The following is a 21,037-nucleotide window of genomic DNA, read 5'->3' as shown; positions in this document are numbered from 1 at the left end:
GAGTGGAGATTCATGGAACATACTAAACAGGCGGCTTCGACTGCCGAAACGGAGTCTTTTTCGCTAAAAGCGATAATTCCGCCTTTGCTGGCCATTATCGTCGGGATGATTATGGTCATCCTGGACAGCACGGTGGTTAATGTGGCCATTCCGAACCTTACCGAATATTTCAATGCGGATCTCAAGACCATTCAATGGACGATTACGGGATATACGCTTGCTTTATCTGCTGTGATCCCGCTGGCGGGATGGATGACCGACCGGTTCGGCTCCAAGCGGGTATTCGTTGGGACGGTCGTTATGTTCGTCATTGGATCGGTGCTGTGCTCCATTGCCCAGACACCCGTGCAGCTCATTATTTATCGCGTCATTCAGGGCTTAGGAGGCGGGATGGTCGCTCCAATCGGGATGGCTATGGTGTTCCGGCTGGCCCCGCCGGAGCGCAGAGGCTCCATTATGGGCATGCTCGGCATTCCGATGCTGCTTGCTCCGGCGCTGGGCCCGATTCTTTCCGGCTGGCTGATTGAGTATGTGAGCTGGCACTGGATATTCCTCATCAATCTGCCAATTGGCATCCTGGCCGTTATTCTCGGCGTGAAGTATTTGCCGAATACCGAGCGGCATGATACGCCGCATCTCGATCTGCTCGGCATCATTCTGGCGCCGATTGCTTTCTCCATGCTGGCTTACGGTGTTAATGAAGGTGGAGGCACTGGCTGGTCGACTACACCGGCGATTACGGGCCTCACCATTGGCGGTGTCGCTTTGCTCTTGTTCATTATTGTGGAGCTGCGGCAAAAGAATCCGCTGCTTGAGCTGCGCGTCTTTGGCTCATCCGACTTTACCCGCGGCATCTTCGTGTCATGGGTAACCCAAGCGGCCTTGTTCGGCTCCATGCTGTTTGTGCCGCTGTATTTGCAGAATGTGCGCCAGTTCACTCCGCTTGAGACCGGTCTGATTCTTCTGCCGCAAGCGCTGGCCTCCGGTATCGGCATGCCGCTTGGCGGACGGCTGTTCGACAAGATCGGCGCAAGACCGCTGGCGTTTGTCGGGCTGTCCATCATCTCAACTGCGCTGTTCCTGCTTTCGAATATTACAGCTGATACAAGTCTGCCGATCATCATGGTCTGTCTTGTACTGATGGGCCTTGGTATGGGCCTCACGATGATGCCAGTGAATACACATGTGCTTAACGCCGCGCCGCGCCATCTCGTTGGGCGCGTTACGCCGCTGACTACAGCTGCGCAGCAGGTTATCGTTTCTTTCTCCGTCGCCGGAATGACCGGATATCTGACTACACAGATCAACGAACATCTGGCAGCGGCCGGTAAAGGCGGCAATCCGCTGGCTGCGGCGGTCATGGGCTTTGACGATGTATTTCTCCTGTCAGCCTGTATTGCCGCTGCCGGCGTTGTGATCAGCCTGATTTTGCGCAAGCCCAAGGTCAATTCTTCCGGGGACGGCAAATTTCCCCAGGAGGATGGCGCGTTATTACCTGGCCATTGATAACAGACTATACCGCATAATCGGCAGAAGCCGGATGCAGTGAATAGGGGATGCCCTTCGAGCGAGATTATCGCTTGCGGGGCATCCCTTTTGTTTTGTTTATGGAAGCGGACGATCCGCCTGTACAGGATGGGATGACGGTTGCCGCATACTCATGGGTAATTCCTCCGATATTTGCAGATACTGATGTCAAACAGATCGTTGGAGGGCGTCTTATGAAGCGTGAAGAGAAGGGGTTATCGGTATGGCAGCTAACCATGCTTGCGCTTGGAACCATTGTGGGCGGCTCATTTTTCCTGGGTTCATCGGTGGCGGTTCGCGCGGCGGGGCCTTCTGTACTTGTGGCTTATGTGATTGGCGGGATTCTGGTCTATTTCATATTAACGGCGTTATCGGAAATGACGGTTGCGAATCCGGCGTCCGGCTCATTCCGCACCTATGCTGAACAAGCCTTTGGCCGGGGAGCCGGCTTTACGGTAGGCTGGGTATACTGGACCGGGCTTGTGCTGGCTATGTCAAGCGAAGCGACGGCGGCATCCATTTTACTTCGGAATTGGTTTCCTATGTTTTCACTCCCTATTCTCGGGGTGGTTATTATTATCACGGTAACGCTGCTTAACTTGCTGGGGGCAGACCGGTTAAGCAAGCTCGAAAGCGGGCTTTCGGCGATTAAGCTGCTCGCCATTGCGGCTTTTGTGGTGATAGCCGTATGCTTGGCCGCCGGAATCGGGACCGCTCTGTTCGGTACGGCAGCCGGGCAGGGCGGCGCAGCGGCGGCCGGCTACAGCGTCCTGACCGGCGAGCCCTGGATGCCGGGAGGGATCAGCGGCATTGCAGGGAGCATGCTGATGGTTATGTTTACCTATGCGGGATTTGAAGTGCTCGGACTTGCTGTACCCGAAACGCGCAATCCGGCAGTAACAATACCGAAGGCCATCCGGCTCACGATCGTACTGCTGGTGGGTCTATATTTAGCTGCCATAACGGCTCTGTTTTTGCTAATTCCCCGTTCCCTCGTGTCCGAACAGGTAAGCCCATTCGTATCGGCGCTTACCCTGCATGGTTTGGGCTGGACGGGAACTGTAATGAACATTGTGCTGGTTACGGCAATATTATCCACGATGCTTGCATCTGTCTTCGGCTTGGGCCGCATGCTCCGTTCTTTGGCCGAGGAAGGACACACACCCGTCTGGATGCGGGATCGCTCGGATATTCCGTATCGCGGTATTCTCGTATCGGGAGGCGCCATGCTGGGCGCTCTCGGTCTCGGATTGATGCTGCCGCAGGGCATTTATTTATTTCTGGTCAGCTCTGGCGGCTTCTCTCTGCTATTCGTCTATGCCGTCATAATGGCTAGCCATTACCGGCTCCGTAAGCGGCAAGGCGGTTCGTTTGTACGGCGGCGTGGAATGAGAGGCTTTCCTTATACGTCATGGCTCTCCATCGGGAGCCTGATCGCAATTATCGTAAGCATGCCCCTGATCCCGGGACAGGGGGGAGGCCTTGCGGCTGGAATAATGTTTGTTCTGTTGTTCGCTGGTTTGTATGCGGTCGGCCGCTTTCGCGGAAAATCTCCAGATTTATCGCGGAAACCGCTCCGTCCGCTGCCACCCGCTGTGTCTCCAGGTTACGCCAACGCGGAGATGTCTGAAGAGCTGACCGACCCTAAGACGAAGAAATGAGTGATTGAGACAGAAAAAATAAAGCAGCTCCGGGGAGGCTTTCCCGCGAAGCTGCTTACCCGATGCTTTTAGGTTTTGCTGAGTTTAGCGAACCTCTAGATTCTTACTAATCGATGGGGAGGGGACATTATTTTTCTGCTTTCCATTGCTAAAAAAAGCAACATCCAGCGGATTCCGGTCCACTAATCTTTTATATTGATACATTGGATAACCAACCATTACGGCTCCGGTGATGACCTTATCTTCGGGGATATGGAATAACTCCAGCATGGGTGAATCTTCCGCACACGCGCAAAATTCGAGCCCCCCTGCCCAACAGGAACCTAAGCCGAGAGATGGCGCAAATAATTCGAGATAAGTCAGCGAGAAGATCGAATTTTCCCGGCCGTTCTTGAAATCTTTAGCAGCGGTTGTAAGGATGAGACTTGGAGCATCGCGTAGAATCACATCCGTTCCTTGTTCACGGTATGCGTCAACGATAGCAGAATATCGCATTCCTAACACAGGGTCATTTTCCAGTGACTGGATCGTCATTTCCGAAGCCTTGCGCAAAGTCTCTTTATCATCAACAATGACATAGGAGATCCCTTGCGTGTTGCCTCCCGTCGGCGCGAAGCGGGCGATCTCCACAAGCTGCAGCAGTTTTTCCCGTGGAACCGCCGTCTTCTTGTAACTGCGAATGGAACGGCGGGATCGTAAGAAGCGCTCTGCTTCTTCTGCGCTAAACTTGCTGAATTCCGTGATTGGAAGCTGTCCGGCCAGCGGCGTTAATGAATGATCAATCGCTTCGTTTGGGCATACAGCGACACAATGTCCGCATTCAAAACAGGCTGTCGGCGACGTCGCTTCGGGACCTTGTTCTCCCATAGTTAATGCATAAGTTGGACATTCATTGACGCACATCTTGCATTGTATGCACTCATCTTGATCGATTGTAATAAGTCCCACAAGGTTCACTCCTTCGGATTTGTTTGATCGGCATGTAATAAACTGATCGGTCTAATATATCGTATCACACCCTCTTGATCTGTCAATATCTGGATTACAGCCGTATGAACTAATGCCTTCTCGATTTTCCTTAGGATGAATTTAGGAATGTTCTGTCATGCTATAATGGGTCTAAGTCTAGTAGAATGGCCGAAGAACCTAGCGGCAGAAGGAGGCTTTTTCCATAAATGAAAGACAAAATTAGCAGCCTTCCCTCATCGCCGGGAGTCTATCTGATGAAAGATTCGCTTGGCGGGATCATTTATGTCGGCAAGTCCAAGAACCTCAAAAAAAGAGTGCAATCCTACTTCTATAACTTGAGGTCCCATCCCAAAAAGGTAAAGCAGCTGGTGGGCCATATAAAGGACCTTGAGCACAGGGTGACAGACACCGAGTTTGAGGCTTTTATGCTGGAATGCAAGTTAATTCAGGAATTGAAGCCCATGTACAATAAAAAGATGAAAAATCCGCTCGCCTACACCTACATTGTTATAAAGATCAGCGAAGGGATGCGGCGTATAGAAATCACCAACAATCCTGGTGCAAACGATGGCCATGTGGTATTCGGACCCTACACAGCCAACAAGAATTCGGTGGAACGGGCGGTTCAAGGGATTCAGGAATGTTATAAAATCGCCTGCACTCATTCTCATTTCAGCAGCTCCGCATGTTTGAACCATTCCCTCGGGCTATGTCTTGGTATGTGTCTGGGCGGCGAGGCTGTTACCGAATACAACCGGATCTTAGGCCGCTTTATCGCTCTTCTTGACGGCAGCGACCGGGGGTTGTATGAAGAAATACAGCAAAGAATGCAGGAGGCGGCAGAGCAATACGACTTTGAGACGGCGGCGAAATACAGGGACTATATGGAGTCGGTAAACATCATTCTAAATAAGGAAAAAGTGATCGGCTTCACCGAAGAGAACCGGAATATCGTCATCATTGAATATTTAAGCGAGGATACGATCAAGCTCTTTCTCGTCAAGCGGAATGTAATTCTTCACAGGGAAAAACTAACTATCACGCCTTCCGGAATGGAATCGCTGCACGCCAAGATAAAGACTTTAATAATGAATAGCTTCGGGGCCGATTCCACTCTTCTTTCCAGTAAAGTCAGCCGTGAAGAAATCGATGAAGCCCAGATTATCTACAGCTATCTCCAGGGCAGCGCCTGCCGTTATCTCTTTATTCCGGATGAATGGCTCGCATCCGGGGACCCTACCGATACCGATGAGGCGCTTCATGCTTATCTGAATAACGCATTGACTCCCACTTGAAAAAAGCATATACTCAAATTGCACATTAGCACATTTTATATCTACATGAACAAATGTGCAAAAGCTACGAGGTGTCTACATGGATAATAATGAAGAGATCAGGTTAATGCTGAAGGTTGCTCAAATGTATTACGACAACGACATGACGCAGAGCGAAATTTCAAAGGAGCTTGGGATTTACCGGACGACCATAAGCCGTATGTTGAAGAAAATCCGCGAGAAAGGCATCGTGAAGATCACGATTAACTATAGCCTCAGCGAAACCTTCAGCATCGAACGGCAACTGGTGGAGCGCTTCGGTCTGAAGGAAGCAATCGTAGTCCCGGTTACAGGCGATGACAAGAAGGCCAAGCTGAAAGTCATGGGCCAGGCTTGCGCACAGCTAGTGAGCCGGATTGTCGGGGATGAAGATGTGGTCGGGTTAGCCTGGGGAAGCTCACTTGCCGAGGTCATTAATGAACTGGAAGAGCCCCGCGAATCCAGCGCAGTGTTTGTGCCCATGGTTGGCGGGCCGTCCGGCAAACTGGAGAGTCAATTCCATGTGAATACCCTTGTGTACGCAGCCGCGCAGAAGTTTAAAGGTACGTCCTACCTGATTGATGTTCCTGCCATATTGGAGCTTAAGGAAACGCGGGATCAAATCGTGGAGTCGCAATATTTTCAGAATATATCGGATCTTTGGGAAAAGGTTACGATTGCGATTTTTGGCATCGGTTCCATACAGATGAAGGGCAGCGCGACCTGGAATTCTTTTTACGGGAACGAGCTGTTTGAAGAACTGGAAAGAGGCCAAATTGTCGGGGATATTTGTTCCCAATTTTTTGATATCGACGGAAATCTTGTAACTACAAGCATCTCCGAGCGTAGGATTGCGATTGGGCTGGACCATTTGCACAAGACGAAGTATTCCATTGGAGTCGCGGAGTCGCCGGAGAAGGCAGACGCCATTATTGGCGCTTTGCGCGGAAAATATGTTAACGTTCTGGTGACTACTGAAGAAACGGCCAGGATCATATTGGAACGTACAGTCTAAGGAGGAGAACAATGTCTGACGATATCAAGAAAGTATGCGCTCGGGAAGCCCTCAAATTGATTAAGACCGGTACGATTATCGGCTTGGGTGGAGGAAGCACCATATCCTATCTGATCCAATATATCAAAGAGGATGCCAATCTAGAGGTCAAAGTAGTTACGCCATCCGTCAAAACGAGACTGCTATGCATCCAGAACGGGCTGGAGGTGCTGTACACGTCCGCGGTGGAGCAAATATCGGTAGCTTTTGACGGCTGCGATGAGGTGGATGAGAGCTTGAACGCGCTGAAGAGCGGCGGCGGCATCCATACGAAGGAAAAGCTAATCGCTTCCATGGCGGAGGACTACATACTGCTTGTCGACGATACGAAGTTTGTGAGTCGCCTGACCTTTAAGCATCCCGTCGTTCTGGAGATCCTCGAAGATTCCCTGGCCTATGTGCAACATAAGGTTGCCGAACTTGGGGGCAAGCCGTCCATTCGAACGAGTGCCGCCAAAGACGGGTTTACCGTGACGGAGAACGGAAATCTGCTGCTGGACGTGCATTTTGAACAGGTGGACGATATTGCCAAGCTTGAAAGCGAGCTGCAGCAGATTCGCGGGGTGGTCGATACATCCTTATTTGTCAATGTGGCTACGAAAGCGCTGATTGCTGGTGAATCCGGCGTCCGTCTGGTATCCGGAACAAAGAATTGAGCCATACTTTATAATCTAATCCGTTAAAAAAGTCCAATAAATCGGGTTGGCGTGACGCTGGAGGCTTCAGCATACGCCGGTGCGGTTTATTGGTTATTTGCATTTTTATGTAGTCGACTTCGCTATCCTGGCAGGCAAAATCCAGTAGAAATTATTACTAAATTTCTTGTTGACAATCCCAAAGCGGGTGTTATACTGAAACTGTGAAAGTGAGCACATATTATTATACAACGCACAAATGTGCAGAATAACTAGGTGGTGGTAGGTTAGCCGGGGATGGGGAGTAAGATGAAATTAATTTTAATTATCAAGTTGTAAGCGCTTAATTAAAGTACAAGGGGACGATTAATAATGAAGCTTGTAGCCATTACGTCATGTCCGACCGGTATAGCTCACACCTATATGGCGGCGGAAGCACTTCAAGTGGCGGCCAAAGCAATGGGGCATAACATCAAAGTAGAGACCCAAGGCTCCGTTGGCGCCGAGAACGTGATTACGGAACAGGATCTGCGGGAAGCGGACGGAATCATTATTGCCGCGGATACGAAGGTGGATAAGAGCCGTTTTGCCGGAAGATCAATCATTGAAGTTCCGGTTAAGGAAGCCATTAGAGACCCTAAAGAACTGATTAACCGGGCTTTAAGCGCCCAGCCGGCGGCTCCCGCAAACGTGGATCTGACCGAGCAGGTGAATCAAATCAAGGCGGAAGAAAAAGAATCAAGAAGCGGGATCTACAAGCATCTGATGACCGGCGTTTCGTTCATGATTCCCTTTGTGGTGGCAGGCGGCCTGCTGATAGCACTAGGCTTCGCCATCGGCGGTATTTATGTCTTCGACCATCCGGGTTCGATTGGCGAAACGTTGTTCACAACAGGTAAATCGGCATTTGCCTTGATGATTCCGATCTTGGGCGCATATATTGCTTATTCGATTGCCGACAGACCCGCTCTAGTACCCGGTATGATCGGCGGATATTTTGCCAGCACGAACGGGTCGGGCTTCCTTGGCGCTCTGCTTGCCGGCTTTGCCGCAGGCTATCTGGTGCTCGCGATCAAGAAGTATCTGAAGCTGCCCAAAACGATGCAGGGCCTGATGCCGATCCTTATCATTCCTCTGCTGTCTGCGGCTGTTATGGGACTGCTCATGGTCTATGTTGTCGGAGAGCCGGTAGCCTTCGTTAACAAGGCATTGGCTGATTGGTTGAATTCGCTTAATGGTACAAATGCGGCAATACTTGGAATTATTCTTGGACTGATGCAGGCCTTCGACATGGGAGGTCCGGTAAACAAAGCGGCCTATGCGTTCGCCACTTCCACTCTCGTACCGGGTCACGCTTCTCCGATTATGGCGGCTGTTATGGCAGCCGGTATGGTTCCGCCGCTTGGTATTGCGCTGTCGACTGTGCTTGCCAAGAGAAAGTACACGGCTGCGGAAAAAGAAGCGGGGAAAGCCTGCTGGGCTTTGGGCGCATCCTTCATTACCGAAGGCGCGATCCCGTTCGCAGCGACCGATCCTCTTCGGGTCATCCCGTCCATCATGGCCGGTTCCGCAGTGGCAGGCGGCCTTTCGATGGCGTTTGGAGCCGGACTTGCCGTACCGCACGGCGGCGTATGGGTGCTGTTGATTCCGAATGTCGTTACCCAACTGGTGCCGTATATCATTGCCATTTTGGCAGGCACAGCGGTTACGGCGGGCATCCTTTCTTTTGTTAAGAAAAACGTAAGTGTGTCTAGCGATGCAAAAATACAATATGAGAATGTTCAGGGGGAACTGAAACTATGAGTAAGTTGAATTGGGCCATCATCGGCCCGGGTTGGGCAGCATCGGATTTTGTCAAAGCGATCAAAACGGTAAATGGAAGTGTCTACGCCGTAGCAGGAATATCACAGGAAGAGGCGCAGGCCTTTGCCGATAAGAATCAAGTCGAAAATGCCTTCGGCGATTATACAGAGATGTTAAAGGACGAAGCGATCGACGTTGTCTACATCTCCACCCCTCATAATCTGCACCACAAGTTTATTATAGAGAGCCTGAAGCATGGCAAGCATGTGATCAGCGAAAAGGCAATTACGGTAAACAGCGAGCAATTAACCGAAATTATCGCATTGGCCGAAGAGAAGAACCTGGTTGTTGCCGAAGCGATGACGCTGTATTATATGCCTGTATACAAGAAACTCAAGGAGATTCTGGATTCGGGACAGCTCGGCAAGCTGAAAATGATTCAGGTATCGTTCGGAAGCTGCAAAGAGTACGATGTGAAGAACCGCTTTTTCAGCAAAGATCTGGCCGGGGGCGCGCTCCTCGATATCGGGACTTATGCGCTATCCTTCACCCGCTTCTTCCTGTCCCAGCAGCCGAATGAAGTTCTGACGACAGTGAAAACATTTGAAACCGGTGTGGACGAGCAATCCGGAATCGTTCTGAAGAACGAGGCGGACGAGATGGCGGTCATCTCGCTGACCATGCGGGCCAAAATGCCGAAGCGCGGTATAGTCGCGGGAGAGCTTGGATTCATCACCGTAGACAACTTCCCAAGAGCGGATAAAGCCACCATTACTTATACCGACGGCAGAGTAGAACAAATTGAGGCCGGAGAAACGGCCAAAGCATTGGAATACGAAGTGGAAGATATGCAGAATTTCATTATAAATAAGAAGAATACAGCTACGCTGCATCTGTCCAATGATGTTATGGCTCTTATGACCAATGTCCGTAACCAATGGGGTATAAAATATCCTTTTGAATAACCGTTTCAAAAAAACCGAGTCCCGGCACACCGCCGAGGCCCGGTTTTTTGGCGTATGACCAAAAGGATTGATTGACACCTAAACGGCATGGTACGGTTTAACCTGCAAGAATTTTATCCCCTATTATAAGGAGGAACGAATATGAAGCTCTATCAAATGTCATCACGGCCAAACGGCACTGATCGGCTGGCGAGCTTTCTGGAAGACAACTTCGTCTGTATCGGCTGGCCGGGAATCGGCGATCTGGAGCATATGGGCAGTGAGGAACTGCGGAAGAGGTTCGCTGCCGTGTACGGCAAAGTGTCAGCCGATCCGGACGAGGCGGCGGCTGGGGTCGAGCTTTTTGTGCATGGGATGCGGGACGGAGATTACGTGCTGGTAGCCGTCGAAGACGGAGGATATGTGTATCTGGGTGACCTTGGCGACTATTTCTATGACGAACGATATGATAACGAGCAGGATGGCATGTGTCACCGCAGGGGAGTTACCTGGCTGAGCCGCATTCCCCGGGACGAACTGAACCCCGCCTTACGGGAATGGCTGAATGCAGGCGCGGCTGTTTCAGTTTACCCCCTGCCGGCCGAAGAGGCCGGGCTGGGTCGTTGGCTTATCCCGACAACCGAACCGCAGATATCCCGGACGGAACGGGTTAGGGTAGATATCAAGACGATTGAAGAAGCGCTGGAGGTTCTGAAATTGGCGCTTCGCAGTGAGGACCCGGAGCGGCGGGAAAGAGCGGCAGCGGCGATTCTCGGGTATGCCAAGGGGCAGTATTGAGAGAAAGCGGACAAGCGGCGCAGGGACTTATCACAGGTGGAAGTGTAGCTACATGCATTAATCCGTGAGATGTACGCTATCCGCCGTTCCGCTTATACGCCTCCAGGCACTCCTTGCAAATGCAGGCTTTGCCGAGATGCTCTTTCGGAACCTGCTTCAATATCTCCTGGGGAAAAATCTCGTTCATGCACCAGCACTCTGCGTGAGAGCGGCCCGCCGCGCCCGCGCAGCCATTGGCTTTTCCGCACAGAGGACAGGTTCCCGCAGACTGCGCCGTAAGTTTGGATTGATCCGTCATCCGGAAATCCCTCCATTTTTCTAATGATATAAAACTTGCCCCAAAAGATATCCGGCGTCAGTATAATCGTATACAGTAGATATAGCAACTGTCGGACGAAGAATGCGGAAACGCAGGAGGTGTTACTATGACAGCTGAAAATTTTTTCATCCTATCCACAATACTCGGACTAATCATCCTGATTGCAGGATTTGGAGGAATCTATCATAAACTGAAAAAAAGACTGGAAAATGACGAGTGGATCATCGACCGTCTTGACATTCTAATTAACTCCAATGAGCAGCAGAACTCTAAGAAATATTAAACACTCTCTTTTATTAGATCAAGTTCTTTTTTTGTCCCAGCCATTTCATTTACGAACGCAGCTCCCAAAATCAATATGCCTCCAAATATTTGTAAAAGAGTCATATTTTCATGCAGGAAAATACTTGACATTAGGATGGCTGAAATAGGGTCGATATAGCTGAAAGCGGCAATGGTTTGACTGCTTAATTTCCTTAGGGCAGAAAAATAAATGAGGTATGCAATGCCCGTATGTACAACTCCCACGATAACAAGCAGTCCTATGGATGTGCCGGAAGCTGAGGATATTTGAAATTCATCATTGAGCAGAACATATGGAAACAAAGAAAAGGCTGAAATTAACAGCTGCATAAAGGAGCTCTCGATACCTGAGATGTTTTTTAAGAATTTATTGATCATTATAACAATGGCATATAAAGCCGCTGCCGTTAAACCGTATCCGATTCCTAAAATATTATTTGTTGCGGCCGCGCCGCCGCCTATTCCGACGATACATAACATCCCTGCCATTGCAGACAGGATACACAGGACATTGATCATCTTTAAGCGTTCTTTGAGGATCAGCGGGGATAAGAACATCACAAAGATTGGCGCAAAATAGTAGCATATCGTCGCATTTGCAATCGTCGTGTAATGGTAGGCTTGAAACAAGAAAATCCAGTTCATTCCGAGTGCGATTCCGGATGCAGCAAGCAGCCATAGATTGGGCCGTATTCTTTTCCATGAAAGCCTTTGAGTAAATACGAAGCTGGCAGCGAATAACAAGAGACTTCCGACTAAACCCCTTACCAGCGCAATCTGACTGGAGGTAAATGGGATATTCCGCACAAACAAACCTATACTCCCGAATATCAGCATGGAAATGATGAAACTGATTTTAGCTTTGCTCATAATAGTGATCCTCTCTTAAAAAATCAATATTTTCTGCGTAGAGCGAATCGTCCCTGTATTAGATTAGATGCAGAGGGCAATCCTTGCTTTATTAAGCATCCATGAAATTTAAGCCTGGGTCAATTGTCTGAGTTATCCGGTGTAAGTAAAATGATGCTTTCTCAAATGAAAAAGGCGAGTCAAGTCCCACCATCAATACCATTTGGAAAATTGCCAGCGGATTGAAAGTGCCATACACCAAATTGATCGATGAAGCCATCGACCAGGCCGTTGTGATCCGTAAATCCGACACGAAGATGCAATCCGAGAATAATGACTCTTTTCGTTCATATTGCTACTATACGAATAATCCGATTAGGGATTTTGAATTGTTTAAAGTAGAGATGGAACCGCATGCTTCAAAAGAGTCTGATGGTCATTCACCAAAAACACAAGAGTATATTCTAGTGGTAAGGGGAGAATTAACGCTGAGAGTAAATGCTCAAGAATATGTATTAAAAGAAGGCGATTCCATTTACTTTGACTGTACTTCCCCACACTCATTTACAAATAATCAAGAAACTCTCCTTGAGTTTACGGACATCATCTACTATTCTTGATGCAGACGGACAGTGATGCGGGAGGCTTCCGATATCACAGAACCGATTATGGAAGGAGCGAACAGTATGATGAATCCTGAGGTTACCGAGTTTATCGAGAACATTAAATCACCCTGGCAGATCGAGGTTTGCAATCAGCTCCGCCAAATGGTTCATCAGACCATTCCCGAGGTTCAAGAACGGATTCAATACAAGAAACCGCATTTTCTAAAAAACGGGAAATACGCTGCGGTCATTACGCCCTCTAAAGATGCGGTAGCCTTTATGCTGTTCAATGTCAGCGGGATTGATGTCCCCAAAGAGTTCGAAGGCCCTGCCGAACGCAAGTCGATCAAAATACGCGAAGAGGATTCGCCGGATTATGAGTTGCTGGCCGGGCTTCTCGCTCAGTCCTCTAAAGAGCTGTAATTAATAGAAGCTCCCGCAGGTTGCTGTGGGAGCTTTTTGTATATCTCGAATACTTTTAAACCTTCTTTATTTAATATTCTTTTCACCACTATTTCTGAAAATGAAGTGAATTTAATTCTAAATAGTGTTTCAGAAAGAATATTATGCAGCTCGTTAATGAGATAACTCCAAACAAAGAGAAAATAAAAATTATAGTCAACAATGTTATTGAAGTAATTCCTCTTTTTTGCGACATTATAGTTGATAGCAGAAGTGAGAGGCTAAAACAAAATAATTTAATTACTATGGAAATGATCAAATCTACAAATAGGAAATTTGAAAAGATAAAGGATAATAATCGGTTAGAGGGTAACCCGTGAAAGCTTAAGTTACGGGTCTGTCAAGATTTTTGTGTAAACTCTTTTAGAGTGAATTCCCCTTGAGGGGGATTGGTGTTCTTAACGTAAGTGATCACCGATGCGATCAGGAAAGAAAACGAAAAGCTTGAGCAGCATTTTGACTCAATTCTGGAAGCCGAAATGCCTATAATCCAAATTATAAATAAACTGATTGGGGGAAAGGCGATTGAAACCAATAATAAGAAAAGAAATAAGAGATTATATTAAATTTATAATTAAAAATCAAAATAATCAAATTCGAGAATTTGATAGGCATAAAGAACTTGTGATTTCAAATAATGAAATAATGAATACGATTTATTATATTTCTAAAATTAATAATGAAACGCACAAAGTTATCTATAAGCATTTCAGCGATGAATTAGCTTTATCATATACAGGAATTGCTTGCTTAAGCTATCTCAGTATTGCAGTTTATCAAGAAGATTGTAATAATCCAATAAATAAGCACTGGTTTGCAGAAAAAGGTGTTGATCCAAGTTTCGTTTTACAAACGCAACTTATCAATATAACTAACCATGCTTTATCTATTGTTAACTGATTGAAGCTGGTTTAGATAATTCTGCTAAAGCTTTAATTAGAATTCTTGCTGAGACAATTTTTATTACAACTGTCACTTTTTCTAAGAAAGAACTAAGTCAAATTTATACGAGTGCTAAAGATGTTGATGAAGCTGAAAGTATTTGGTTCAAGAGCTTTAGACCTAAAAAAATGAATTCATATTTAAGTATTATTGAAAAAGAGGTAGGATTACCTCTTGAGGCGATAGAGGAAATATCTAGTATAAGAGTAAAAATTATTAAGGAGTTTTCATCTGTAGTGCACTCTTCATTTATGGCAACTAGCTTAGGTGCATTTGCATTTGGGCCTAATGAGTCAGTAAATCCAGGAGTTTGCGGCAGGGCATCAATTGCTTCTCAAAATTCTCTTACTAGCTTGAATTGGCTATTATTCTATTTATTAATGATGAATAAATTGATCTTGAAACATTATCATAATTATAAAGCACCGAGTAATAATAAGGTTTGGAGAACAGCAATTCCGATAAGAGAATGTTATATTAAACTTTATTATAAGATTGTTTATAATGAAGATTTTGAGAACATTACAATGAACTTCACCTAAACTGAATAAATTTGAAACTAAAAATTATGAGTTAATGAGGGACAAAAAATCTAAAGTATTCTTCTGCTCCAGCACGCGCACAATCCGGTTGATGGGATGCCTTAGGGACGAGGAAGCGATTTTTTATTGTAATGGAGCTCTATTAATTCTGGAAGTAAGTGATTGAAGCAGCAGTCCCAAATCACAGTCCTGTAAAGGAGTTGATTTACTTTGGCTTCTGATGGAAACGATCAAGCTATCAAATGGTACACCGAAACGATGCAATTCGATACGATGAGAGAAGCACATGAATGGGCCTATCATGAAGCTTACAAAGAAATTGGAAACGTTTATGACGGGTATTTAACCAAAGATGAAAAATAGCCTACGCATTAGTGTTCGAACTTATAAGAAGCAATACGATTCATGGGCATCGTTTCAACGTTCATTGAGATTACGAGTTTGCAGAGAATATAATCATCTAAACAGGCGGTCCATGAGGATCGTCTTTTTGTTAATATTCGGTTTAAATAAGTCAGTTACCATCCTAATATATTAAGTTGTCTAGGAGGATAAGCAAAATGAATCAAAAATCGATAACAGCGCCACACAATGGGAGTTGGGCAATCGAAGCGCACGACCTTGTTAAGGCTTTTGGAGACAACCGTGCGGTGGATGGTGTAAATCTGAAAGTGGGAACCGGTACGATCTACGGCGTGCTTGGTCCGAATGGAGCGGGGAAGACGACAACAATCCGCATGCTGGCGACCTTACTGCGGCCGGATTCAGGTTCGGCGAGTATCTTCGGGCATGATGTGGTGAAGGAACCGCAGATCGTACGTCAATTGATCGGGGTGACCGGCCAGTACGCGTCAGTCGATGAGTCGCTTAGTGCGACCGAGAATCTGGTTGTTTTCTCCCGATTGCTCGGACTGGGGCGTGCCGAGGCACGTCAAAAGGCAGCGGAGCTGTTGGAGGAATTTGGGCTGACCGAAGCGGCAAAACGTCCGCTCAAAAATTTCTCCGGCGGTATGCGCCGGCGGCTGGATTTGGCTGCAAGTCTTATTGCACAGCCGCCGCTTATTTTTTTGGATGAGCCTACTACCGGGCTGGACCCGCGCACGCGCAACCAAATGTGGGATACGATCCGGCGGCTGGTCAAATCGGGCTCAACTGTCTTGTTAACCACGCAGTATCTTGAAGAGGCGGATCAACTGGCTGACCGGATAGCGGTTATCGATCATGGACGGGTTGTCGCCGAGGGTACAGTTGATGAACTGAAAGCATCCGTCGGCAATTCGTCGCTGCAATTAAGGGTGCAAAACCCGCAGGACATCGTGATTGCCCGCCGGACTGTCGAACAGGTCCTCAAGGTGCAGTCCAATATATCCGCGGAAGCCGCGAAAATTACTGCGCCCATGGGGAACGCCGATCGGGTCACGGACCTGCTCATCGCTCTTCGCGAGGCGGGCATCCCTTTGGCCGAAATGAGTGTGCAGAAGCCAACCCTTGACGAGGTATTTCTAACCATTACGGGCCATGGTGTACAAGAGGACGCAGCAATGGCGTTTAGTGAATCGAACGAAATGGAGGGACAAAAGCATGAGTACATTAATTAAGCCTGGTGCCGAGCGCGGTCTGGAGAACCATACTAGCTTCGGCCAATCGATACGCAATTCGTTGACGATGGCTTATCGGGGTCTGCTAAAAATCAAGCGCACACCCGAGCAGTTGGTTGACGTTACGCTTCAGCCAATCATTTTCACCCTGATGTTTACCTATATTTTTGGCGGGGCCATCTCTGGAGACGTGCAGAATTATTTGCCGGTCATCATCCCCGGTATCCTCGTGCAGACCGTCATCTCGACTTCAACCGTTACTGGCGTCCAACTGCGTGAGGATATGGAAAAAGGCGTGTTTGACCGGTTCAAATCACTGCCGATCTCGCGAATTGCTCCACTTGCGGGAGCTCTGCTTGCAGACACCGTCCGGTACACGATTGCAACTGTGCTTACCTTCGTCATGGGGTATCTCATGGGCTATCGGCCCGAGGGCGGGATCGGGCATGTCGCCATCGCCGCGGTTCTCGTAATCGCATGTTCCTGGGCTATTAGCTGGATCTTCGCCTTCTTTGGCGTAATTGCTCGTACGGCTTCCAGTGTGCAAGGGATATCTATGATTGCGCTGTTCCCGCTTACCTTTCTCTCAAATGCTTTCGTGCCGGTCAATACCATGCCGGACTGGCTTCAGTGGTTCGTTAACATCAACCCGATTTCGCATCTGGTCACAGCCGTCCGGGATCTCGTCAACGCGGGAACGATGGGCGGAGATCTTGCCTTCTCCCTCATCGGCGCCGCTGTCATTGTGGCGATCTTCGCACCAATCACGGTACGCGCTTATATGCGCCGCACATAACCATAAAAGTTATTTAGATACGATTAGGTAACCCTTAATGATGGCGGGTTACCTTTTTTGATCCCCTGCGACTTTGCCGGTTCATTTGGGGAAACTTCAGTAACTGGACAGAAACCAGGGTTCGTCATACATATCGATTGGGTGAATTGCGGCTGAAGCCGGGAGAGCTCTCTGAAATAGCTGCCGATTATGTGATTGAGGCCTATGCCTCCATTCTGGAAAGAAAGCGATGAGAGAGTCTGAACATGACTGTAATAGTACTTTTTTTCCCGCTTGGGCAGCTTGTAAATGGTTGGTGGAGTATAGGTTACCACGTCAAAAAGATTGGCAATACGGTAGCTGTTCCTGACATACTTTGAAAAAATTTTTGAAAATGCCGGATCGCCTACACGGGGAGACCCAAAGGTATACAGGTTAGGTGAGCGATGAGCAGTGTTGGCTGCAATATCCATCGAACATAATGTCGCGAGCGCCGCACCGAGACTGTGCCCGGTAATGTATAACGTCTTGCCCTGCGATAACCGGGTAAGAGCAGCGATAATCCCGTTGCGGGCTGAGGAATAGATGTCTGTGAAGCCGCGATGAGTAAGACATTCTTGCTTAATATATTTAAACCTCTTTTGTGAAGCGATGATGTCAGAGATCCAATTGGTCGCTGAGCTGGTTCCCCGAAAGGCAATAATAATCTCTTGTGGAGATTCTATAATAAACCCAAAGCGTTCCCATGCATTGCTAATGGATTTCACTTCAATCGTATGACTGACCGAATAATTCAAAGGAACGACGAATGAACCGTCCGTATTTGTAAATTGGGCATAAGTCTGTCCGCAGATGGCAGCCAGAAAGATCGCTCGCTCTTCAAAATCATTATTGTTACCCACCTGCATCCCGCCCTTCTTTTCTTCCTTGTTTATGATCAGGACAGAAGATGGGTGTATGAAAAATGGAGGAAATTATTACTGCAACGGCAGGAAACTGAAGGAACCCGGAGAGTATCTTCATCTTCCCCGGATTGGACGAATTCGGACAAGTGAAGAGGTGGTCCTGGCATTGAGATAAAAAATTGTCATGTGATTCAATAACTTGAAGCTCCTGCTTGTGGCGGGGGCTTCTATTTGTTTTTTAGAACGTGAGAGAACGGATTTGCAGTCACGGATAACTTAAGTCAAATCGTATTTTTTATGCCGGATGATGTGATGATTTGCCAGTGTTTTTCTGTATTTTTGCGGCGTGATCCCATATATTTCTTTGAAACTATTGATAAAGGAGCGGCTGTCGGTAAAACCTTCTTTCATGGCGATTTCCAGGAGGGAGTAATCGGTATAGATAAGTAACTGATAAGCGTAAAACAGACGGATACGGGTGAGATGTTTTTTAAAAGTTGTTCCCATATATTCTTTAAATGTCCTTGCCAGATGCTCTTTGGATATCCCAAAATCTCTGGACAATGAGGTTAAGGTAAGCTGCTCTTTATAATGTTCGTCTATATGTTCGATAATCATTTGGCATCTATTCCAGTACTTTTGGGATTTTACAGACAAGGACAGTTTTTTTTCAGTAATGAAGCTGGTCATGAGAAGATACAAAATATCATAAAACACACTGTTTAATTTTAGTTGGTAATGCGGATTGGAGGCTCGTTTTTTGAAAAGGTGGTAGGTTTCTCTAAACATAGAGACCAATTGTGTATAGCTGGGCGAATCATTGTCCAAGGTGAAGAAAAATTTTTCAACGCTTGGATTGGATTGTTTCAGCAGATCAAAAGGAAAAATAATCGTCAAAGCCTCATAGGGTTTGGACCAATCAATTTGACAACTGTGAATTTCTCCGCTGTTAATCAAAACCAATTCATTCTCGCGAACAAGGATTTCATTTCCGTTTATGTTATATAAGCTCTCACCTTCAAGCATCAAAGTTAACTCTAGGCTGCGATGCCAATGATCTTCCACCAAGGTGACTTGGTTTTCCGAATGCAAGTATATCCATGCCAAAAATCCTTCGGGAACCATAATACTTTCGTGGCTATAATTCATAAATTGATCATCCCCTTGATACAAATATCAACTTTTCGCTATAAATCAGTCAAAAAAAGCGAAGAAATTTATTTTTAATTTTATATAATTTAAAGTAACAAGTAAAGAGCATGTTATAAATGCCGACATTACAAATAAGGAATTTGAAAATTGGGGGACAAGAATTTGAAGAGAAAAAAGAAATATAACATGTTATGGGGTAATCTTCTGTTTCTGGGACCTTCCACGTTAGTTTTTCTTGCCGTCGTTGTTATTCCATTTGCTATAAGTATTATTTACTCGTTCTCCAATTGGAATGGAATTTCCAATGAAATTAAGTTTGTGGGACTCAACAATTTCAACAATATATTCTCGGGGAAAGCGAAGTTTTTGGATGCTTTCTGGTTCACTCTCCGTATTACTGCGGTCACTGTACTGCTCATCAATCTGCTCGGCATACTTTTGGCTGTAGCATTGACAGCCAGGCTGCCTCTTCGGAACCCATTCCGGGCCGCCTTTTATTTGCCGCAAACGATGGGAGGATTAATCCTTGGTTTTATTTGGCAGTTTATTTTTATTGCCGGTTTTCCGGCGATCGGTGACAAGCTGAATTTGGGCTTCTTTACCCAGCAATGGCTCGGAACAGAGAAGACGGCATTCGCCGCGTTAGTCATCGTCAATGTTTGGCAAAATGCGGGTTATGTGATGGTCATCATGATCGCCGCTTTGAGCGGAATTTCTTCGGAGCTGATTGAATCCGCGAAGGTTGACGGTTCCAGACCCCTAAATACGTTTCTCCGGATCAAACTGCCCTTGTGTGTTCCGTACATTACAGTCTCCCTGTTCTGGACGATTTCAAGCGCGCTCAAGATGTTTGAGACTAATGTTTCTCTGACAAAAGGAGGGCCCTACGGCTCAACTACATCTATGGCCTTAAATATCTATAACGATGCCTTTGCCAACAATAAGTACGGATTAGCCACTGCGGAGGCGCTTGTGTTCTTTGTCATTATTTTAGCGATCACCTCGGTTCAATTGTACATGAGCAAAAGGAAGGAGAGTCAAATCTTATGAAAAAGAATCCCGTTTCCATGTTGATCACGTTTATGGTTGTGCTCGCGGGGGTGCTAATCTTTGTGGCCCCTTTATGGATCATGGTCATGAACTCCTTTAAACCGCTTAACGAAATTATAGCCTTTCCGCTCCGGTTTCCAGACGAGTGGAGCTTCGATAATTATGTAAAGGCTTGGGAAGAAGTGAATATCCCTAACATTATGAAGAACACAGCCATAGTGTCCTTTTCCGCTGTATGTGGTGTCATTATTCTGGCAACGATGACGGCTTACTGGGCGGAGCGGCATCCGACGGTCTATTCCCGAATCTTTAGCAGTGCCATCCTGCTATCCATGTTGATTCCCTTCGCGACAATTATGATTCCTCTTGTCCAGGTCATGAAGTTCTTGCATTTAAACAATACAATTCCGGGAGCAGTGCTGGCCTATTGGGGGATTGGACTCGCTTTCGCTTTTTTTATGATCCGCAGTGGAGTCAAGACTCTTCCTTATGAATTGGAGGAGGCCGCCCGGATTGATGGTTGCGGTGTGATTCAGGTATTTGTAAGAATTGTGTTTCCTCTACTTTCACCGGTCGTATTCAGTGTATTTGTGATGGATATGTTCTGGGTTTGGAATGATTTTATGATTCCACTGGTTCTGCTGAACAATCAGAAACTCAGTACCGTTCAACTGGCGATTAACCGCTTGTTCGGCATGTATAACAGCCGTTGGGACATAGCTTTGCCTGCTCTAACCATGAGCATGCTTCCTATAATTGTTATCTTTATCCTTCTGCAAAAGAAAATTGTCGGAGGCGTAATGGCGGGCGCTGTAAAAGGTTGAGCTAATT

At 47.0% G+C, this 21,037-nt stretch carries 23 protein-coding genes; 18 read left to right on the top strand and 5 right to left on the bottom strand.

What is annotated here, in order from left to right; translation table 11 throughout:
- The first annotated feature begins 12 nt into the window (after window positions 1–12).
- On the top strand, window positions 13–1,506 hold the full coding sequence (locus KP014_RS21720) for a DHA2 family efflux MFS transporter permease subunit (protein ID WP_036602220.1): 1,494 nt from the start codon (window positions 13–15) through the stop codon (window positions 1,504–1,506).
- 215 nt (window positions 1,507–1,721) lie between these two features.
- Window positions 1,722–3,188: an amino acid permease gene (locus KP014_RS21715; protein ID WP_090834201.1), complete on the top strand. Its 1,467-nt coding sequence runs from the start codon at window positions 1,722–1,724 to the stop codon at window positions 3,186–3,188.
- 84 nt (window positions 3,189–3,272) lie between these two features.
- Here KP014_RS21715 and KP014_RS21710 read toward each other — a convergent pair whose 3' ends face one another.
- Window positions 3,273–4,136, bottom strand: a complete 864-nt coding sequence (locus KP014_RS21710; protein ID WP_051500646.1) for a nitroreductase family protein — start codon at window positions 4,134–4,136, stop codon at window positions 3,273–3,275.
- A gap of 227 nt (window positions 4,137–4,363) precedes the next feature.
- Between KP014_RS21710 and KP014_RS21705 the strand changes: the two genes are divergently transcribed.
- The 6 genes from KP014_RS21705 to KP014_RS21680 all read left to right on the top strand — a co-directional run bounded on the left by KP014_RS21705 (window position 4,364) and on the right by KP014_RS21680 (window position 10,704).
- Entirely contained in the window at window positions 4,364–5,452 is a 1,089-nt protein-coding gene (locus KP014_RS21705) for a GIY-YIG nuclease family protein (protein WP_036604231.1), read from the top strand.
- 79 nt (window positions 5,453–5,531) lie between these two features.
- Complete coding sequence (locus KP014_RS21700) at window positions 5,532–6,485, top strand: sugar-binding transcriptional regulator (RefSeq protein WP_036604232.1); 954 nt, start codon at window positions 5,532–5,534, stop codon at window positions 6,483–6,485.
- Between the two features lie 11 nt (window positions 6,486–6,496).
- Window positions 6,497–7,180: a ribose 5-phosphate isomerase A gene (gene rpiA / locus KP014_RS21695; RefSeq protein WP_036604233.1), complete on the top strand. Its 684-nt coding sequence runs from the start codon at window positions 6,497–6,499 to the stop codon at window positions 7,178–7,180.
- A gap of 351 nt (window positions 7,181–7,531) precedes the next feature.
- Window positions 7,532–8,962 (top strand): PTS fructose transporter subunit IIC, encoded by a 1,431-nt coding sequence (locus KP014_RS21690; RefSeq protein ID WP_090834191.1) that lies wholly within the window; start codon window positions 7,532–7,534, stop codon window positions 8,960–8,962.
- Window positions 8,959–9,927 carry a Gfo/Idh/MocA family protein gene (locus KP014_RS21685; protein WP_036597060.1) on the top strand — a complete coding sequence of 323 codons (969 nt, stop codon included), beginning with the start codon at window positions 8,959–8,961 and terminating at the stop codon, window positions 9,925–9,927. Before KP014_RS21690 ends, KP014_RS21685 begins: the two co-directional genes overlap by 4 nt.
- A 141-nt stretch (window positions 9,928–10,068) precedes the next feature.
- Window positions 10,069–10,704, top strand: coding sequence for a hypothetical protein (locus KP014_RS21680; protein WP_036597062.1), 636 nt, complete (start codon window positions 10,069–10,071; stop codon window positions 10,702–10,704).
- Window positions 10,705–10,780: 76 nt separating this feature from the next.
- On the opposite strand, the gene KP014_RS21675 is transcribed toward KP014_RS21680, so the two are convergent.
- Window positions 10,781–11,002, bottom strand: coding sequence for a cysteine-rich CWC family protein (locus tag KP014_RS21675; RefSeq protein WP_036597064.1), 222 nt, complete (start codon window positions 11,000–11,002; stop codon window positions 10,781–10,783).
- A 127-nt stretch (window positions 11,003–11,129) separates the two neighbouring features.
- Between KP014_RS21675 and KP014_RS21670 the strand changes: the two genes are divergently transcribed.
- Window positions 11,130–11,306: a hypothetical protein gene (locus tag KP014_RS21670; protein WP_175491858.1), complete on the top strand. Its 177-nt coding sequence runs from the start codon at window positions 11,130–11,132 to the stop codon at window positions 11,304–11,306.
- On the opposite strand, the gene KP014_RS21665 is transcribed toward KP014_RS21670, so the two are convergent.
- Entirely contained in the window at window positions 11,303–12,196 is an 894-nt protein-coding gene (locus KP014_RS21665) for a DMT family transporter (protein ID WP_036597065.1), read from the bottom strand. The two genes, KP014_RS21670 and KP014_RS21665, sit on opposite strands and share 4 nt — an antisense overlap.
- Before the next feature lie 242 nt (window positions 12,197–12,438).
- On the opposite strand from KP014_RS21665, the gene KP014_RS21660 reads away from it, so the two are divergent.
- The 7 genes from KP014_RS21660 to KP014_RS21630 all read left to right on the top strand — a co-directional run bounded on the left by KP014_RS21660 (window position 12,439) and on the right by KP014_RS21630 (window position 17,120).
- Window positions 12,439–12,795, top strand: a complete 357-nt coding sequence (locus KP014_RS21660; RefSeq protein ID WP_216700406.1) for a cupin domain-containing protein — start codon at window positions 12,439–12,441, stop codon at window positions 12,793–12,795.
- 69 nt (window positions 12,796–12,864) lie between these two features.
- Window positions 12,865–13,203 (top strand): DUF1801 domain-containing protein, encoded by a 339-nt coding sequence (locus tag KP014_RS21655; protein WP_036597082.1) that lies wholly within the window; start codon window positions 12,865–12,867, stop codon window positions 13,201–13,203.
- 564 nt (window positions 13,204–13,767) lie between these two features.
- Window positions 13,768–14,142, top strand: a complete 375-nt coding sequence (locus tag KP014_RS21650) for a hypothetical protein (RefSeq protein ID WP_139210597.1) — start codon at window positions 13,768–13,770, stop codon at window positions 14,140–14,142.
- A gap of 170 nt (window positions 14,143–14,312) precedes the next feature.
- Entirely contained in the window at window positions 14,313–14,726 is a 414-nt protein-coding gene (locus KP014_RS21645) for a hypothetical protein (protein ID WP_036597069.1), read from the top strand.
- A 210-nt stretch (window positions 14,727–14,936) separates the two neighbouring features.
- Window positions 14,937–15,089, top strand: coding sequence for a hypothetical protein (locus tag KP014_RS21640; protein WP_175491846.1), 153 nt, complete (start codon window positions 14,937–14,939; stop codon window positions 15,087–15,089).
- 197 nt (window positions 15,090–15,286) lie between these two features.
- Entirely contained in the window at window positions 15,287–16,324 is a 1,038-nt protein-coding gene (locus KP014_RS21635) for an ATP-binding cassette domain-containing protein (protein ID WP_036597070.1), read from the top strand.
- On the top strand, window positions 16,308–17,120 hold the full coding sequence (locus KP014_RS21630; RefSeq protein WP_036597072.1) for an ABC transporter permease: 813 nt from the start codon (window positions 16,308–16,310) through the stop codon (window positions 17,118–17,120). Before KP014_RS21635 ends, KP014_RS21630 begins: the two co-directional genes overlap by 17 nt.
- A 23-nt stretch (window positions 17,121–17,143) precedes the next feature.
- On the opposite strand, the gene KP014_RS21625 is transcribed toward KP014_RS21630, so the two are convergent.
- Window positions 17,144–18,001, bottom strand: a complete 858-nt coding sequence (locus KP014_RS21625) for a lipase family protein (protein ID WP_425517228.1) — start codon at window positions 17,999–18,001, stop codon at window positions 17,144–17,146.
- 279 nt (window positions 18,002–18,280) lie between these two features.
- Window positions 18,281–19,153, bottom strand: coding sequence for an AraC family transcriptional regulator (locus KP014_RS21620; protein ID WP_036597073.1), 873 nt, complete (start codon window positions 19,151–19,153; stop codon window positions 18,281–18,283).
- 189 nt (window positions 19,154–19,342) lie between these two features.
- Here KP014_RS21620 and KP014_RS21615 point away from each other — a divergent pair, with 189 nt between their 5' ends.
- Together KP014_RS21615 and KP014_RS21610 are read left to right on the top strand one after the other, a co-directional pair.
- Window positions 19,343–20,206, top strand: coding sequence for a carbohydrate ABC transporter permease (locus tag KP014_RS21615; protein WP_036597086.1), 864 nt, complete (start codon window positions 19,343–19,345; stop codon window positions 20,204–20,206).
- Window positions 20,203–21,030 (top strand): carbohydrate ABC transporter permease, encoded by an 828-nt coding sequence (locus tag KP014_RS21610; protein ID WP_036597075.1) that lies wholly within the window; start codon window positions 20,203–20,205, stop codon window positions 21,028–21,030. The genes KP014_RS21615 and KP014_RS21610 overlap by 4 nt, the downstream gene beginning before the upstream one ends.
- Window positions 21,031–21,037 lie beyond the last annotated feature (7 nt).

The organism is Paenibacillus sophorae (genome assembly GCF_018966525.1).
Classification (GTDB): domain Bacteria; phylum Bacillota; class Bacilli; order Paenibacillales; family Paenibacillaceae; genus Paenibacillus_AQ; species Paenibacillus_AQ sophorae.
This window is presented reverse-complemented; position numbering and strand designations above follow the sequence as displayed.

Excerpts from the sequence above, each read along its gene's own strand:
- KP014_RS21635 (WP_036597070.1), top strand. The coding sequence starts at position 15,287 with ATGAATCAAAAATCGATAACAGCGCCACACAATGGGAGTTGGGCAATC.
- KP014_RS21670 (WP_175491858.1), top strand. The coding sequence starts at position 11,130 with ATGACAGCTGAAAATTTTTTCATCCTATCCACAATACTCGGACTAATC.
- KP014_RS21680 (WP_036597062.1), top strand. The coding sequence starts at position 10,069 with ATGAAGCTCTATCAAATGTCATCACGGCCAAACGGCACTGATCGGCTG.
- rpiA (WP_036604233.1), top strand. The coding sequence starts at position 6,497 with ATGTCTGACGATATCAAGAAAGTATGCGCTCGGGAAGCCCTCAAATTG.
- KP014_RS21700 (WP_036604232.1), top strand. The coding sequence starts at position 5,532 with ATGGATAATAATGAAGAGATCAGGTTAATGCTGAAGGTTGCTCAAATG.
- KP014_RS21715 (WP_090834201.1), top strand. The coding sequence starts at position 1,722 with ATGAAGCGTGAAGAGAAGGGGTTATCGGTATGGCAGCTAACCATGCTT.
- KP014_RS21645 (WP_036597069.1), top strand. The coding sequence starts at position 14,313 with ATGAATTCATATTTAAGTATTATTGAAAAAGAGGTAGGATTACCTCTT.
- KP014_RS21655 (WP_036597082.1), top strand. The coding sequence starts at position 12,865 with ATGAATCCTGAGGTTACCGAGTTTATCGAGAACATTAAATCACCCTGG.
- KP014_RS21705 (WP_036604231.1), top strand. The coding sequence starts at position 4,364 with ATGAAAGACAAAATTAGCAGCCTTCCCTCATCGCCGGGAGTCTATCTG.
- KP014_RS21690 (WP_090834191.1), top strand. The coding sequence starts at position 7,532 with ATGAAGCTTGTAGCCATTACGTCATGTCCGACCGGTATAGCTCACACC.
- KP014_RS21720 (WP_036602220.1), top strand. The coding sequence starts at position 13 with ATGGAACATACTAAACAGGCGGCTTCGACTGCCGAAACGGAGTCTTTT.
- KP014_RS21610 (WP_036597075.1), top strand. The coding sequence starts at position 20,203 with ATGAAAAAGAATCCCGTTTCCATGTTGATCACGTTTATGGTTGTGCTC.
- KP014_RS21630 (WP_036597072.1), top strand. The coding sequence starts at position 16,308 with ATGAGTACATTAATTAAGCCTGGTGCCGAGCGCGGTCTGGAGAACCAT.
- KP014_RS21685 (WP_036597060.1), top strand. The coding sequence starts at position 8,959 with ATGAGTAAGTTGAATTGGGCCATCATCGGCCCGGGTTGGGCAGCATCG.
- KP014_RS21615 (WP_036597086.1), top strand. The coding sequence starts at position 19,343 with ATGTTATGGGGTAATCTTCTGTTTCTGGGACCTTCCACGTTAGTTTTT.
- KP014_RS21665 (WP_036597065.1), bottom strand. The coding sequence starts at position 12,196 with ATGAGCAAAGCTAAAATCAGTTTCATCATTTCCATGCTGATATTCGGG.
- KP014_RS21675 (WP_036597064.1), bottom strand. The coding sequence starts at position 11,002 with ATGACGGATCAATCCAAACTTACGGCGCAGTCTGCGGGAACCTGTCCT.
- KP014_RS21620 (WP_036597073.1), bottom strand. The coding sequence starts at position 19,153 with ATGAATTATAGCCACGAAAGTATTATGGTTCCCGAAGGATTTTTGGCA.